Origin of the sequence: Geitlerinema sp. PCC 7407, assembly GCF_000317045.1 — a bacterium.
Lineage (GTDB): Bacteria > Cyanobacteriota > Cyanobacteriia > PCC-7407 > PCC-7407 > PCC-7407.
Map to the genome: position 1 here is coordinate 2,257,080 of NC_019703.1, position 14,200 is coordinate 2,271,279.

The 14,200-nt window shown below is 50.4% G+C and carries 14 protein-coding genes; all 14 read left to right on the top strand.

Annotated features, from left to right (window positions below; translation table 11 throughout):
• Positions 1-56 precede the first annotated feature (56 nt).
• The 14 genes from GEI7407_RS09360 to GEI7407_RS09425 all read left to right on the top strand — a co-directional run bounded on the left by GEI7407_RS09360 (position 57) and on the right by GEI7407_RS09425 (position 14,142).
• A complete protein-coding gene (locus tag GEI7407_RS09360; RefSeq protein WP_015171905.1) occupies positions 57-1,553 on the top strand; it encodes a DASH family cryptochrome in 1,497 nt (498 codons plus the stop codon).
• Positions 1,554-1,845: 292 nt separating this feature from the next.
• Complete coding sequence (locus tag GEI7407_RS09365; RefSeq protein WP_015171906.1) at positions 1,846-4,116, top strand: PAS domain S-box protein; 2,271 nt, start codon at positions 1,846-1,848, stop codon at positions 4,114-4,116.
• Between the two features lie 4 nt (positions 4,117-4,120).
• The gene (locus tag GEI7407_RS09370) at positions 4,121-4,759 is read left to right on the top strand and encodes a response regulator transcription factor (RefSeq protein WP_015171907.1); all 639 of its coding nucleotides are present in this window, start codon (positions 4,121-4,123) and stop codon (positions 4,757-4,759) included.
• Positions 4,760-5,222: 463 nt separating this feature from the next.
• Entirely contained in the window at positions 5,223-5,660 is a 438-nt protein-coding gene (locus GEI7407_RS09375; protein WP_015171908.1) for an RDD family protein, read from the top strand.
• 49 nt (positions 5,661-5,709) lie between these two features.
• The gene (locus GEI7407_RS09380) at positions 5,710-6,267 is read left to right on the top strand and encodes a DsbA family protein (protein WP_015171909.1); all 558 of its coding nucleotides are present in this window, start codon (positions 5,710-5,712) and stop codon (positions 6,265-6,267) included.
• A gap of 418 nt (positions 6,268-6,685) precedes the next feature.
• The gene (locus GEI7407_RS09385; protein ID WP_015171910.1) at positions 6,686-7,231 is read left to right on the top strand and encodes a carboxymuconolactone decarboxylase family protein; all 546 of its coding nucleotides are present in this window, start codon (positions 6,686-6,688) and stop codon (positions 7,229-7,231) included.
• Positions 7,232-7,294: 63 nt separating this feature from the next.
• Positions 7,295-8,035 (top strand): SDR family oxidoreductase, encoded by a 741-nt coding sequence (locus tag GEI7407_RS09390; protein ID WP_015171911.1) that lies wholly within the window; start codon positions 7,295-7,297, stop codon positions 8,033-8,035.
• 178 nt (positions 8,036-8,213) lie between these two features.
• Positions 8,214-8,939 carry a CPBP family intramembrane glutamic endopeptidase gene (locus GEI7407_RS09395; RefSeq protein ID WP_015171912.1) on the top strand — a complete coding sequence of 242 codons (726 nt, stop codon included), beginning with the start codon at positions 8,214-8,216 and terminating at the stop codon, positions 8,937-8,939.
• 28 nt (positions 8,940-8,967) lie between these two features.
• Positions 8,968-9,756 (top strand): CPBP family intramembrane glutamic endopeptidase, encoded by a 789-nt coding sequence (locus GEI7407_RS09400; RefSeq protein WP_015171913.1) that lies wholly within the window; start codon positions 8,968-8,970, stop codon positions 9,754-9,756.
• A gap of 142 nt (positions 9,757-9,898) precedes the next feature.
• Positions 9,899-10,186 (top strand): hypothetical protein, encoded by a 288-nt coding sequence (locus GEI7407_RS09405; protein WP_015171914.1) that lies wholly within the window; start codon positions 9,899-9,901, stop codon positions 10,184-10,186.
• 512 nt (positions 10,187-10,698) lie between these two features.
• Positions 10,699-11,313 (top strand): hypothetical protein, encoded by a 615-nt coding sequence (locus GEI7407_RS09410; protein WP_015171915.1) that lies wholly within the window; start codon positions 10,699-10,701, stop codon positions 11,311-11,313.
• Between the two features lie 179 nt (positions 11,314-11,492).
• Positions 11,493-12,146 (top strand): GPP34 family phosphoprotein, encoded by a 654-nt coding sequence (locus tag GEI7407_RS09415; protein ID WP_015171916.1) that lies wholly within the window; start codon positions 11,493-11,495, stop codon positions 12,144-12,146.
• 235 nt (positions 12,147-12,381) lie between these two features.
• Positions 12,382-13,077 (top strand): stage II sporulation protein M, encoded by a 696-nt coding sequence (locus GEI7407_RS09420; protein ID WP_015171917.1) that lies wholly within the window; start codon positions 12,382-12,384, stop codon positions 13,075-13,077.
• Positions 13,078-13,263: 186 nt separating this feature from the next.
• Positions 13,264-14,142, top strand: a complete 879-nt coding sequence (locus tag GEI7407_RS09425; protein WP_015171918.1) for an SDR family oxidoreductase — start codon at positions 13,264-13,266, stop codon at positions 14,140-14,142.
• Positions 14,143-14,200 lie beyond the last annotated feature (58 nt).

Below are 14,200 nucleotides of genomic sequence, written 5' to 3' on the forward strand. Positions count from 1 at the left end.
TCCTGGACCAAACCCTTGGCAACGGACCCCAACCTTTCATCCTGAGTTTCTGCAACGTGGCCGATACCCCGATTCTTCTCTGGTTTCGTAATGATCTGCGGCTCCATGATCACGAGCCGCTCCAGCGCGCCCTCAAGCAAAAAACGGCGATCGCTCCGGTTTACTGCTTCGATCCGCGCCATTTTGGCAAAACCCCCTACGGTTTCCCAAAAACCGGCGCATTCCGGGCTCAGTTCCTGCTCGAGAGCGTAGCGGATTTGCGAGCCTCCCTGCAAAAGCGAGGCAGCGACCTGATCGTGCGCGTGGGCAAGCCGGAGGAGGTGGTGCCCGCGATCGCCCGCGATCTGGGAGCCACCGCCGTCTATTTCCACGAAGAGGCCACCGCCGAGGAGATCGCCGTCGAGGAGCGCCTGATCCAGGCGCTCAAGGATCAGGGCACCGCTCACCAGTCCTTTTGGGGCGCTACGCTCTATGCCCCCGACGATCTGCCCTTCGGGACTGACGAAATTCCCGAGGTCTTCACCCAGTTTCGCAAGCGGGTGGAGAGCCAGAGCGACGTGCGATCGCCCTTCGCCAGCCCCAAGGCGTTGCCGGCCCTAGGGGCGATCGCCCTCGGAGAGCTGCCCACCCTGGCAGACCTGGGCCTAGAGCCGCCCAGCCCAGACAAGCGGGGCGTTTTGGCCTTTCGGGGGGGCGAGACAGCGGGCTTGGCGCGGCTCCAGCACTATTTTTGGCAGAGCGATCGCCTCAGCGTCTACAAAGAAACCCGCAACGGCATGCTGGGGGCCGACTATTCCTCCAAGTTCTCTCCCTGGCTGGCCCTCGGCTGTCTCTCCCCCCGCTACATCCACGACCAGGTGCTGACCTACGAAGACGATCGCACCGCCAACGACTCCACCTACTGGCTGATCTTTGAGCTGCTGTGGCGCGACTATTTCCGCTTCATCTGTCTCAAGCACGGCAACCAGATTTTTCGGGCGGCGGGGCTCCAGGGCGTCGAGATCCCTTGGAAAGAAGACTGGCCGCGCTTCGAGCTGTGGACGCGCGGCGAAACGGGCTTTCCCCTCGTGGACGCCAATATGCGAGAGCTGGCCGCCACGGGCTTCATGTCCAATCGCGGCCGCCAGAACGTGGCCAGCTTCTTGACCAAAAATCTGGGCATCCACTGGCACATGGGCGCAGAGTGGTTCGAGTCCCTGCTGATCGACTACGACGTGTGCAGCAACTGGGGCAACTGGAACTACACCGCTGGCGTCGGCAACGATGCGCGGGGCTTCCGGTTTTTCAACATTCTCAAGCAGTCGAAGGACTACGACCCGGACGGTCGCTACGTGAAGCACTGGCTGCCAGAACTGGCCGATGTGCCCGGAGCGAAGGTCCACGAACCCTGGAAGCTCCAGCCCGTGGAGCAAAAGCGCTTTAATCTGCGGCTGGGCGTGGACTATCCCAATCCGGTGGTGGACCTATTTAAGTCGGCCCAGGAAAACGAAAAGGTCTACAACGCTGCGGTGTCGCGCCATGCGCCGCCCCGCCCCAAGACGAAGCGACGCTAGAGCTGGGTCTTCGTTCTCTGATTTCTTCTCCCAGATCGGGGGAATTTCCCTCATTCCCCGATCTCTTCTCCCAAATTGGGAATTTCCCTCATCCCCTGGCCCCTTCTCCCAATGTGGGAGAAGGGGAAGGGACTAACGAGATTTTTTGCTTGCCTGGAATCTTCCCCTCCATTGCCACAGAAATATAGTCATTTGAAAACCTTCAGCAATTCACCAGAAGCTTAATTTTCTCAATTTTGGCAAGCGATATACTTTGAGAGAGGATTAACCGTTCTTCGTCGAGGGGAGTTTCGTGATCCATCTCGATCAGCTGATTGCCACATTGATGCAAGTGGTGATCGAAAATACAGGAGCCGAAACCGGCGCTCTGGTTCTTCTGGAAGAGGCTCAACTCACCGTAGTGGCTCAATGCAGCAGAAATAAACCGTGTGACCTGGAAAAGCTAGCTCTTACTGACTGTGCAACGATTCCTGTCTCCGTCATTCGCGCGGTAGAACGCACTCAAAAAACTTTGGTGCTTGAGGATGCAGTCAGCGAACCGTCTTTTTCCACTGATCCTTATATTCAACGCCAACAGACGCGATCGCTCCTATGTATGCCCATTCTTCAGCAAAGCCAGCTGATCGGCATTCTTTATCTAGAGAGCAACCTAAGTACTGGAGTGTTTGCCCGCGATCGCTTGCAGGTTCTGAAACTGTTAATGGCTCAGGCAGCGATTTCACTAGAAAATGCTCGGTTTTGTGAACAGTTAGAAGACTATACGAAAACACTGGAACGGAAGGTAGAAGCACAAACTCAAGCCCTTCAGCAGGAGATCATCGATCGCGAACGAACAGAAGCCGCATTACGACAAAGTGAAGCGAATTATCGCAACCTGCTACAAACCGCGAATTCAGTCATCATTCGCTATGATCCGCAAGGACGGATTCACTACATCAACGATTATGGAATAAAACTCCTCGGCTATGAAGAAGATCAGATTCTAGGGCGAACGTTATTTGAAACCATCATTCCAGAAGTCGAACTCTCTGGACGCGACGTAAGACCTATGATCCATGATTTACTTCGTCATCCTCAATCGTACCCGCAAGGTGAGGGTGAAAACCTGTGTCGAGACGGTCGGCGAGTTTGGATGGCCTGGTCGAACCAAGCCATCTTCAATGATCAGGGAGATGTCGTTGAAATCTTATCGGTTGGCAATGACACCACTCAGCGTAGACAAGCAGAAGAAGCATTGCAACGCAGTGAAGCTAAGTTCCGCAACATCTTTGAAAACTCGCAGGTTGGCATCTACCGAACCCGCACCGGTGATGGATTAATTCTCAATGCCAATCAACGCTTTGCCGATCTGTTTGGCTTTGATTCACCCCAAGAGATGATTGGGATTGAACACACCATAGGCTATTGGGTCGATCCCAGCGATCGCCAACAAGGCATTGAGGTGATGAAGCGGGAGGGGGAAGTGCGAAGCTATGAAGCACAGATGCGAAAACGAGATGGGACAGTGTTTTGGGGGCTTTTCTCTTCTTATTTGAATGCAGCCGAGGACTACATCGAAGGGGTAATTGCAGATATTAGCGATCGCAAACAGGCAGAAGTCGCGTTGCAAGCCTCTGAAGCGGAACTGCGGGCGCTCTTTTCGGCCATTCCCGATCCGCTATGTATCATCAATACTGAAGGGCGATTGCTCTGCACAATCAAAGGAACTTCATCTTATGGAGAGGAGTGTACTGGCAAAACGCTGCATCAACTTTATGCTAAAGAACAAGCCGATGAATTTCTGAGCTACATTCAGCAGTCGGTGAGAACTCAACAAGTCCTCACCGTTGAATACAGCGATTGGATCGCTGGACGAGAAATCTGGTTTTCGGCTCGCATTGCCCCGATTCAGCACGAACAGGTGATTTGGTTGGCGCGAGATATTACACCGCAAAAGCAAGCAGAAGCCACCTCAATTCTGGAAGAACGCAACCGCATGGCACGGGAAATTCATGATACCCTTGCCCAGGCATTTACAGGCATTCTGGCTCAGGTGGGAGCGGCAAATCAGGTGCTAACAGATGATGTCGAAGCAACTCAAGCACATCTAGACCTGATCAAAGAATTGGCGCGAACTGGACTGACTGAAGCACGGCGATCGGTTGCCGCGCTCCGTCCTCAGCTTTTGGAGGAAGGCAGTCTACAGAGCGCTCTCCATCGTCTCGTCGCTCAGACTAGATCGGCTGCAATGGATACCACTTTATACTATGAGATTGAGGGTGCAGTGTATTCTCTACCTACCGAAGTCGAGAATAACCTACTACGGATCGTACAGGAAGCCTTAACCAATGTGATCAAGCACGCCAACGCTGACGAAATTCGAGTGGAGCTAATCTATGAGCATGATCAGTTTTGCTTGCGCGTGAAAGACAATGGACAGGGCTTTGGAGTTGGAAGTATTCCATCCTCTGAGGGATTTGGCTTACTCGGCATGAGCGAGCGGGCAGAGCGCATCGGCGCGCAGCTCACGATTCGGAGCCAACCGGGGCGGGGAACAGAGATTGTAGTAGTGGTTGGGGTGTAGGGTGATGACGATTCCACACCCCACACCCCCCATTCAAGTTCTGATTGCAGACGATCATGCTATTTTTCGGCAAGGTTTAGCCACGATTATTGACCGTGACCCAGAGATGCAGGTGATTGCCCAAGCCGAAAATGGGGAACAGGCGATCGCGCTCTTTGAGGCACACCAGCCGGATGTCACGCTGATGGATCTGCGAATGCCAGAAGTGGAAGGAGTTGCCGCCATTGCTGCAATTTGTGCGATCGCTAAATCTGCCCGGATTATTGTGCTGACCACCTATGATAGCGACGAAGATATCTATCGGGGATTGCAGGCAGGCGCAAAAGGATATCTGTTGAAAGAAACTGAACCAGACGAACTTCTGAATGCCATTCGCACCGTTCATCGAGGTCAGCAGTATATTCCGCCGGATGTGGGCGCAAAGTTGGCACAGCGCCTCAGCAATCCAGAACTGAGTGAACGCGAGCTAGAAGTACTCCGCTCCCTAGCACAGGGAATGAGTAATGCCGATATTGCGGATGCTTTGAGTATTGGTGAAGGTACGGTCAAATCTCATGTCAATCGGATTTTGAATAAGTTAGATGTGAGCGATCGCACCCAGGCCGTAATTGTTGCTGTCAAACGCGGCATTGTCAGTTTATAGGATGCACTTTCGATCCCATGGGGATTCTAACTTAAGTTAGAGTCAGCCTTCTACTTTGCGATAGAAAGGTTACTCTATCCATTTCTACTAGATAACTTTCAACTCGCTATAGACGACAGTTTGAAAGTGATTTTCTATATTGAATTTATGCAAACAGTTATGCAGTCAGACAATAAATCGATGATCAGAGCGGCAATGCGCTCATTCAACTGACGGATGTAGCCATCTACTACGAGCTGTCGAACTATCCCCATCAAAAAGGGACGCTTGAATAGTTGCGATCGCAACTCTCTCGTTCAGTTTCAGGTGAATTTGCTCGCTGCCCGCAAAATCCATTTCAGCGTAAGTTCAAGGATCATCTTGAACACTCGGCGATTAGAATTCGCCAAAGCACATTGAGCGATTTCTTATCTCGAGCTCACCTTAAATAGGCTTTAGAAATTATTTAAATAGGAGTATAAAAGTGCCTCAGGCAAGCTTTTTACAGCGTTTGTTAGCTTGGTTGATTGATCAAGCGATCCTCATCATTCTCTATTCGCTAGCGATGTTTATCATTGGATTAGCTATTGGAGTTTATAAACAGAGTCAAATACAGATTCCCAACTTAATACTGTTTATAGGCTTGATCGGATTTCTGTTTGTCCTCTGGCTTGAGCATTTTTTATACTTTGGCTACTTTTGGAGTCATCGAGAACGATCCATTGGGATGGGAATGATGAGTATCCGAGTTGTCAAAGCTGATCACACTTCTTTGTCTTTTATAGGAGCAGGTTTGCGCGGTTCGATCGGATACTACCTGAGTGGTCTGATCTTTTGTTTAGGTTACCTCTGGTTCTTTATCGATGAACAGCAGCAAACTTGGCACGACAAGATTTTTAATACGGTCGTGTTGAAGGGATGAACGTTGAACCAGAAGATATGCGACAGAGTTCCCTGCCTGATATAGAAAGATGAATGACTATCATAGCCACAGTCCTTTACTTGTACCCCCTTCAACCCAAGATTGGATGCAAGGTGTGCTGAGTGCCAGGGTAGTACTGGTGATGTATGGAGATTATCAAGACCCCAGAAGTGCGGATGCTTACAAGCTGATTAAAGGAATCAAACAAAAGCTTAGTGCTTCTTTTGGCGAAGATTATTTATGCTTTGTCTTCCGTCATTTTCCGCAAACACACATTCATCCTCATGCTCAACGAGCTACCGAAGTTGCTGAAGCCGCCGCTGCCCAAGGACAGTTTTGGTTAATGCATGACACTTTATTTGCCCATCAACAGAAGTTAGAGAACGGCTACCTTGTAGAGTATGCCAATGATCTGGGACTTGATATTCCTCAGTTTCTCAAAGACTTGTCTAAACACGCGCATGTCGATCGCATCAACAAAGATATCGAAGGTGGAATAAACAGTGGAGTGACAACGGCTCCAGCCCTATTCATTAATAGCATTCGATATACCGGATGCTGGAGAATGACAGAGTTAATGACAGCCATTGGCGCTGCAAATCACTAAGCTCTATTCTGCCTAATCTGCTTGGTGGCGCTCGTAAGACATCTAATGTCAATGACTAGTTTTCGTCTTTTTCTTCACACTAGTATGTGATTCAAAAGCGGGTAGAACAAATGAACAAGATTCTGTCCAGGTTTCAACAATCCCCACGAGTCATCTCAGCAATAATCCTAGCTGGCCTATTGCTGCTGTTCAGTTTTCCATCCCTGGCTCAAATTCGTCCACAAGTGATTCCCAGAATTGAAGTGATTGGAAGTTCTGAAGAAATTCTACCCGCTTACCGTTTAGTGATTAGCCGACCTCAGGACATTGTGTATGTTTTCTGTCCTGCGAATTTTGAGCCTGAGTTGAACTATCTACGAAATGTGAAAGCAGTTCAGTGTAAGCGCTATCGCAGGTAACTAGCGAAGGAACAATCGCCATGTCAACTGATGAGAACAAAGTTATCGCACCATCTCGACAGACTATGGATTCGAGAAACCTCATCAACAAGATAATCACTGCTTTAGGATGCATTTTTGTGACGTTACTCGTTGTGTTTTTACCTGCTACTACTACTGCACAAACTCGACCAGCAATGATTGCACCACAAGCTCAACCAGAACAGAGCCGCCGTGAGCAAGGCAATCAAGTTATCAATAAGCTAACCGGGGGAGCAGGACAACCCGTACTCAATGCTCTCCGTCAGGATTTTCCGTTTCTTGCAGATGCGATCGTAGACTATTCCCTCGGTGATGTCTGGTCACGTCAGGAACTAGACGATCGCACCCGTCAGCTTGCCACCGTTGCTGCCTTTGCCGCCGCTGGAAATCTGCCACAACTGAAAATTCATGCGGGCTATGCCCTCAGACTTGGCGTAACGCAAAACGAACTTAAAGAAATCATTTACCTCACCACAGTAACGGCTGGTTTTCCGCGCTCAATTGATGCGGCACAAGCAATGAGAGAAGTCTTCACCGCGCAATAAAACGCTTTAGCACTGCACCATAAGTTCGCTCGATAACCGCAAAATAAATAGGAGATAAGGCTCATGACGGCGAATGAAGACACTCAAAAAGTTATTGCGATTACTGGAGCCAGTAGCGGGATTGGTGAAGCAACGGCTAGATTGCTGGCCCGTCAAGGTTTGCGGGTTGTGTTAGGGGCGCGGCGCACCGATCGACTAGAGGCGATCGCTACCGAAATTCGCTCTAAAGGTGGCGAAGCAGAATACCGTACCCTGGATGTTACCAACCTTGAAGATATGCAAGCCTTTGTCGAGTTTGCCCAAGCTAAATTTGGTCGCCTTGATGTTGTGGTGAACAATGCAGGCGTGATGCCACTCTCCAGGCTAGAGATGCTAAAGATCGATGAATGGAACCGCATGATTGATGTCAACATTCGCGGTGTCCTTCACGGCATTGCTGCTGCGCTACCTCTCTTTAAGCAGCAACGATCAGGGCAGTTTGTCAATCTATCCTCGATCGGCGGACACAACGTCTATCCAACCGCTGCCGTATACTGCGCCACTAAGTTTGCAGTATGGGCGATTTCTGAGGGACTACGGCAAGAATCGACCGACATCCGGGTTACGGTGATTTCGCCTGGAGTGACGGCCACTGAACTGGCCAGCACGATCACAGATGCTGAAGCAGCGGCATGGGTGGAGGAATTTCGTGGGGCCGTGATTCCAGCCGATGCGATCGCGCGGGCGATTGCCTTTGCGATCGCGCAACCCCTAGAGGTGGATGTAAATGAAATCATTGTTCGACCGACTGGGCAAATGAGCTAAATCTCGGATTACCCTTACACCGGAAGATCTGCAGCGCATTGGAATAGTTGCACCAAAAGGAATTGCTTTTGACAACACACCTTGTTGGGAGTTGGGAGTTGGGATCGGCAGTGAGTCCGTTGATTCATGAACCCATCAGTAACTTGAATCAGCAACTCGATCAAAGGAGTTTATCACCATGTCTAAAGTATCTTCTAACCACCCACAAAAGCCCCCTGCCGCGATCGCACCAAACAGGGTTTCCCGTCCAGGCTGGCTTGAGATCGTTGTCGGCCTCGTCGTCTATTTAATCGTAGGGTTCGGAGGCGTCCGGTTGTTCGAGCAATTCGGTCTTGACCCCGTAGTTCACGGTCTGATCTTGACTGCATGGACTGGCGTCGCCACGCTGAGCGCGTTCGCAGTGGCTGCGCGGCTGCGGATTCATTCCCTGAGTGCCTTCGGCGTGCGTCGGACCTCCGGACGCTGGCTCCTGATCGGCGTCGGAGTAGGACTGGTTGCCTTCGTGCTCAAGAGTCTGGCGATCCTAGCCTGGGTTCAGATCACTGGGGACACGAACAATGTCCAGGATGTTTATGGAGATGGCGCTCGCGGCGGGTTACTGTCTCTGGTTTTGAGCACGGTGTTCATTTCCGTCTTCTCACCCCTTGGTGAGGAACTGCTCTACCGAGGCATTATCACCAACGCGCTGCTGCGCTACGGTTCATTCGTTGGGGTCGTGGGCAGTACTGTGATCTTCGCTCTCATGCATGGGATCAACAACATCTTTCCCGCTGCTGTGGTGGCTGGTCTCGCCACTGCCGAGGTCTTCCGCCGCAGCGGATCGATCTGGCCCGGTCTCGTCGTCCACTTCGTTTTTAACCTGCCCTCATTCCTGTTGATGGTGTTGTTCAGCAGCACGGGCTAATAGGACAGATCATCTGGAGATTAAACCAATGGCAATTCTGAAACAATTCGGGATTTTATTTGTATTGGGCAGTATAGGGATTGTGATGTTTACGATCACGTCTATTCCTTTAATCGAGCAACAGTTAGCGAAACTATCTCCAGAAAAACTGGAAACAGTGCCACCATTGGGGATTTTAATGCTTCTGCAAGGACTACAATATTCAGTTCTACTAGCAATCAGCATTCTAATCGGCATTGGTTGTGCCTATCGCGTTGGATTACGCTCTCATTTGATTGATCATTGGGTGTTTCATACCGCTCATTCTCTATCTTTTGTTGTTGAGATAAAGTGGAGCTTGGGTGTGGGCGCAGCGACAGCAATCGTTCTCTTCTTGCTCGATCGGCTGATGCAGCCTGCCTTACCTGAAGCACTACAGGCAGCCAATACAGAGCCAAGTGGGTTGAATTTGCTCACAGCAATGTCCTATGGCGGCATCACTGAGGAGATTTTGATGCGCTGGGGTTTAATGTCGCTGCTTGTTTGGATCGCGTGGAAAGGGCTAAAACAAGGCGTTACGCTGCCCAGTCAAGGGATTTACCAGAGTGCGATCGTTCTAGCCGCGTTGGTATTTGGACTGCTACACCTGCCAGCGACTGCCGCGATCGCTCCCCTCACTCCAATTGTGATTATTCGGGCGTTGTTACTGAATGGGATTGCGGGAGTCGCGTTTGGCTGGCTCTTTTGGCAATATTCGCTAGAGGCTGCAATGTTAGCCCACATCAGCGTTCACGTTCTTAACTCTGTTCTTAGCAGTTTATCGGCAAAGTTGGCTTAAGGTTTGGCATAGATCTCATAGGGCTATCACTGCCCAAAAAGCTTTACCGTGAAAGGTTTTACAAAAAAGGCTTTAAAGATAGTGGGCGATGCCTACCACTTGAATTGATGCTCAACTCTACGGTTTTACGGTGGTAAATCACATGATTCAGTACAAAGATTTTGCGCCTCGGATTACTGAACGGGGACCCTTTGGCGGAGCTTCCGATTATGAATCTTTCTCTGATGTTGTGAGTGCTGTTAATCAGTGGATCGGAAGTGCAGCGATACAGGTGATCAATGTTGAAACTGTTGTTTTACCCGATCGCATCGAAGGCACAAGTGATGGTGTCTACGGATTGACGACCAGTAATGCTTTCTACCCAGTGATGATCAGCCAGGGGCTTGCAATCAACTACTTTCAATGTGTGCGTGTGTGGTACAGAGAATAGGCTTTGCTGGAGAAGAAACAACGATTTACCTTGTTTACTTTCCTGTATCTTGCGCCGGGAGTTTGCCTGAGGGCGATCACGCTTGGATACCCAAACCTGCCTTCGGGTCTTTAAACCAGCCTGTTGATCAGCGCAGGAGTATCCTACTTTGTTTGTATTCTCAGTACCTTCCCATTTTGGCGGGAGGCGACGAGCCGCTTCTACCGCAGACGGAATTCAGCAATCACTCTGCCCTGGTTGGTGATTGGAGTGAACATGATTGTGGCGGTCTGGGAGCTTCAAAGTCAGAACTGGACAATGGAAGCCATTTTACAAGCGTTTTCGCGTCTATTAGCCGTCTTAATACTTGCAGAAATCATTGTGATTACATGGCGAGTGAATCCTGAACCTTAGTATCTAAATCAGAACAAGGAACACCATGAATAAGCCCAAGTTTTTTATCAACCGCTTTCATACAGGTTGAGCCGAATAGTACAGATATAGAGTTGAAGTGCAACTCTGGGGTGAGCATTATGGTGGAGCATGAATGGCAAGATGAGACACGACCGTTGGCGATCGCGCCGCGCCTGTGGCTTTGGTGGACATTGGCTACTACAGTTGCGGGGGCGATCGTCGGAACACTAGAAGCATCAGGCTTTGAGTTTGTAGCAACCATATTTTTTACAGGTTTATTGATTGGCATAGCCCAATGGCTCGTTTTGCGCCCGTACATTCCCAAAGCCTTTTGGTGGATAGTGGTTAGCACCCTGGGATGGACTTTTGGGCAAGTGCTGGTGAGTTATTACATATCTCTTTTTGACCCACTTATCCAATTCCTAAATACGCTTGGCGCATGGTACGTTTTTTGGATGAATTTGGTCATTCAGCCGATTATATTGGCTATTTTTAGCGCGGCTCAATTTCCAATTTTGAGACAGTTTGTCCGTGAAGCGCATTGGTGGATTTTGGTCAGCGCTTTAGGAGGTGCCCTAGAAGGAGCAAGTGGCTCAACGGTCTCATACATTTTGCAGCCAGGGCTACTGCCAGCACCATTCCCAACAGCATTGATCTATGGATCAGGTTGGCTCAGCTACGGCATCGTTACCGGAATTTATCTGCAGTGGCTGCTGCGTCATCACCCCCGCTAGGGCAACACAGCATAAAGACCAGTGTAGAACAGGCAGCAATCGGCAAAGTTCTTCTCATGAGCAAGGAATGAGCAAGTTTAGAAGCCGCTTAAGATCCTTACCTTTCGGCATCAAACTTGCGATGAGCGCCGAGGCGCAGCTCCAAAGAAACCACAGTATCCCTCAATCAGAAATTCACCATGCAATATCTTTCACAGGACTTAATCCTGCTTGCACTCAATCCCCAAACTGGGAAAACTCGCTTCTCTTGGTACTCTGCACTGGACTATGGCCTGGTCGGTTCTTTATTACTAGACTTAGTCCTGCAAGGCAAACTTGAGATCAACAACGACAATCGTGTGATTGGCGCGATCGCCGGCAGCACAGACAATGAATTCTTGGATCAACGCCTCAGTGAGATTCTGTCATCGTCTCGTCCTCGAACTGCTAGGTTCTGGGTGACCCGCTGGAGACGAAGATACCTAGGCATTCAAGCGATTATATTGCAGAGTTTAGTTGATTTAGGGGTTTTAGAACGACAAGAGCAGCGCATTCTTGGACTATTCCCAACGCAGCGATATTTTCTAACCGATGAATCTATTCAACGCGAGATTGTCCAGCAAGTTCGTGCAGCCGTGTTAGAAGGCGTTGGGCTGGATGCTCGGATGGCAGCATTAATTAGCTTGATGCAAGCGTCTCACCTGACCGATGCAGTATTCAGGCCTGAAGAACGTCCGGAAGCGCGATCGCGAATTCAAGCGATCGCAGAAGGAGAGCTGGTCGGCAAAGCAGTTTCAAAGGCAATTTTCATCATTCAAGCAGCCACGGCTCTGGGTGCAATCAATGGCGGATGAAAACGAACCCGCTCTTTCCCCACCTTGCTCGCATTGAGACGCGAGCAGAACATGGTGCAGGCAAGCTCCTCGACAAGCCTCTTAAGAAAACGGCAGATATGTGAGCTTTTGCCGCTCACTGCATGGGGATACAGGTGAAATAAGCGAAACGATCGCAGACGATTTATGACCACGGATGCAGTGGTTTTCACGCTTGAGCATCACTGCATCCATCACCAAATATCGGAGCTAAAAGATGTCACGCAAAACGAACGCTACCCAAAACCAGTTTCCACAACGACCCCTTACTCCCAGTGCCAAACACCCGCTTCGGCGATCTCTTCGCAAACCCTTTCAGATCATTCGCACTAATTTTCGCGCCTACCTCACCATCAACGCCATTGTGTATGGCTTAGTCATCATCGGGTTCGTAGCAGCGATGGTCTTCCCCAACCTGAACGCAACTCAGGTAGCCATCCAGGAAGACAACGGAACGGCGGATCTTGTCCGATCGCTATTCAATAACCCGTGGCTGTTCTCGCTGACTATCCTAGGAGTCAACCTCGCGACCGGCGCGCTGTGGATCGTACTCCCTTCGCTGATCGTTCCCTTCGCTGGCATCGCCACATTTGCGTATAAGACGTTCACTCTCGGTTTAGTTATGGCTCCGACTACCAAGACCATGGCGGTGGCACTGATCCCGCACTCGCTGACAATACTCATCGAACTCCAAGCTTACGCTCTCCTGATGTTTGGCGCATACATCCTTGGTCGGTCTTGGGTTCGCCCCGCAACCATCGGCACTCGGAACCATCGTCAGGGTTATGTTCGTGGGCTGCAACAGCTCGGTTGGCTGAGTCTGTCCACACTCCCACTGTTCATCGTCGGCGCGATCTGGGAGGCGTTCTCGCTCCGCTACCTGGTTCATCCGCTGACCCAATGGTTGTTGTAGCCAATAGAGTGGGTACTGCCTACAAAACCTTACTGGAGCATCGCTGGTGATTGACGGTGGATACACAGCGAACTGAAAGCCATCAAGCTAGTCGTTTTCGGACCATTGCAACTTGTCGAATATTTGTTTCAAAAACTTCTGTTGTGTAGAGCAGAGGAATGCTCAAAATCTCATTAGGAGATTCAAATGATCCTAGTAACGGGCGCAACTGGAAATAACGGGCTGGAGATACTCCAGCGTCTCGCCTCGCAAAACGTTCAAGTTCGCGCGATGGTGCGCGATGCCTCTGGCACCCAAGAACGTGCTCGCAATCGAGTTCAGGCAATTGCAGATCTGGGCATCGAAATGGTCGAGGCTGATTTCGATCGCCCTGAAACACTGCTCTCTGCCCTGGCAGGGGTCGATCGAGCCTTCCTTGTCACCAACTCAACAGAACACGTCGAAGCACAACAACTTGCGTTTGTCGAAGCAGCGAAACAAAGCGGTGTCAAGCACATCGTTAAACTGTCGCAGTTCGCCGCCAACGCTGACTCACCCGTGCGTTTTTTGCGCTACCATGCAGCTGTCGAATCGGCGATCCAAGCCTCAGGGATAGCGTACACGTTTCTGCGCCCCAATCTGTTTATGCAGGGCTTGTTAAACTTCCGATCGTTGATTGCTGAGCAAAACACCTTTTACGCCGCGATCGGTGATGCGAAGGTGAGCGTAGTAGATGTCCGCGACATTGCTGACGTTGCTGTAGCTGCTCTGACCGAAGCGGGACATGAAGGAAAAATTTATGATCTTACGGGTTCGCAGGCGCTAACACATACCGAGATGGCAGAATATCTCTCCGCTGCCCTGAAGCGCCAGATTGCGTTTGTCGATATCTCACCCGAACAGATGCGGGAAGCAATGGCTGGCGTGGGGATGCCAGCTTGGCAAGCCGATGGACTGATCGAAGATTACGCCCATTATCGACGCAATGAGGCAGCAGCGATCGCTTCAGGGATAGAGGATGCGACTGGCAAAGCGCCGCGTCAGTTTAAGGACTTTGCTCACGATTATGCAACAGCCTTTAGCTGACTTTTGAAACTGGACGATCGACAAGTATCACTCTAGCCGTTCGCAACCCTGGTTTCAT

What these genes read in the sequence shown, in the direction of transcription:
- GEI7407_RS09370 (WP_015171907.1), top strand. Translation starts at nt 4,121, where the DNA reads ATGACGATTCCACACCCCACACCCCCCATTCAAGTTCTGATTGCAGAC.
- GEI7407_RS09380 (WP_015171909.1), top strand. Translation starts at nt 5,710, where the DNA reads ATGAATGACTATCATAGCCACAGTCCTTTACTTGTACCCCCTTCAACC.
- GEI7407_RS09385 (WP_015171910.1), top strand. Translation starts at nt 6,686, where the DNA reads ATGTCAACTGATGAGAACAAAGTTATCGCACCATCTCGACAGACTATG.
- GEI7407_RS09390 (WP_015171911.1), top strand. Translation starts at nt 7,295, where the DNA reads ATGACGGCGAATGAAGACACTCAAAAAGTTATTGCGATTACTGGAGCC.
- GEI7407_RS09395 (WP_015171912.1), top strand. Translation starts at nt 8,214, where the DNA reads ATGTCTAAAGTATCTTCTAACCACCCACAAAAGCCCCCTGCCGCGATC.
- GEI7407_RS09400 (WP_015171913.1), top strand. Translation starts at nt 8,968, where the DNA reads ATGGCAATTCTGAAACAATTCGGGATTTTATTTGTATTGGGCAGTATA.
- GEI7407_RS09405 (WP_015171914.1), top strand. Translation starts at nt 9,899, where the DNA reads ATGATTCAGTACAAAGATTTTGCGCCTCGGATTACTGAACGGGGACCC.
- GEI7407_RS09410 (WP_015171915.1), top strand. Translation starts at nt 10,699, where the DNA reads ATGGTGGAGCATGAATGGCAAGATGAGACACGACCGTTGGCGATCGCG.
- GEI7407_RS09415 (WP_015171916.1), top strand. Translation starts at nt 11,493, where the DNA reads ATGCAATATCTTTCACAGGACTTAATCCTGCTTGCACTCAATCCCCAA.
- GEI7407_RS09420 (WP_015171917.1), top strand. Translation starts at nt 12,382, where the DNA reads ATGTCACGCAAAACGAACGCTACCCAAAACCAGTTTCCACAACGACCC.
- GEI7407_RS09425 (WP_015171918.1), top strand. Translation starts at nt 13,264, where the DNA reads ATGATCCTAGTAACGGGCGCAACTGGAAATAACGGGCTGGAGATACTC.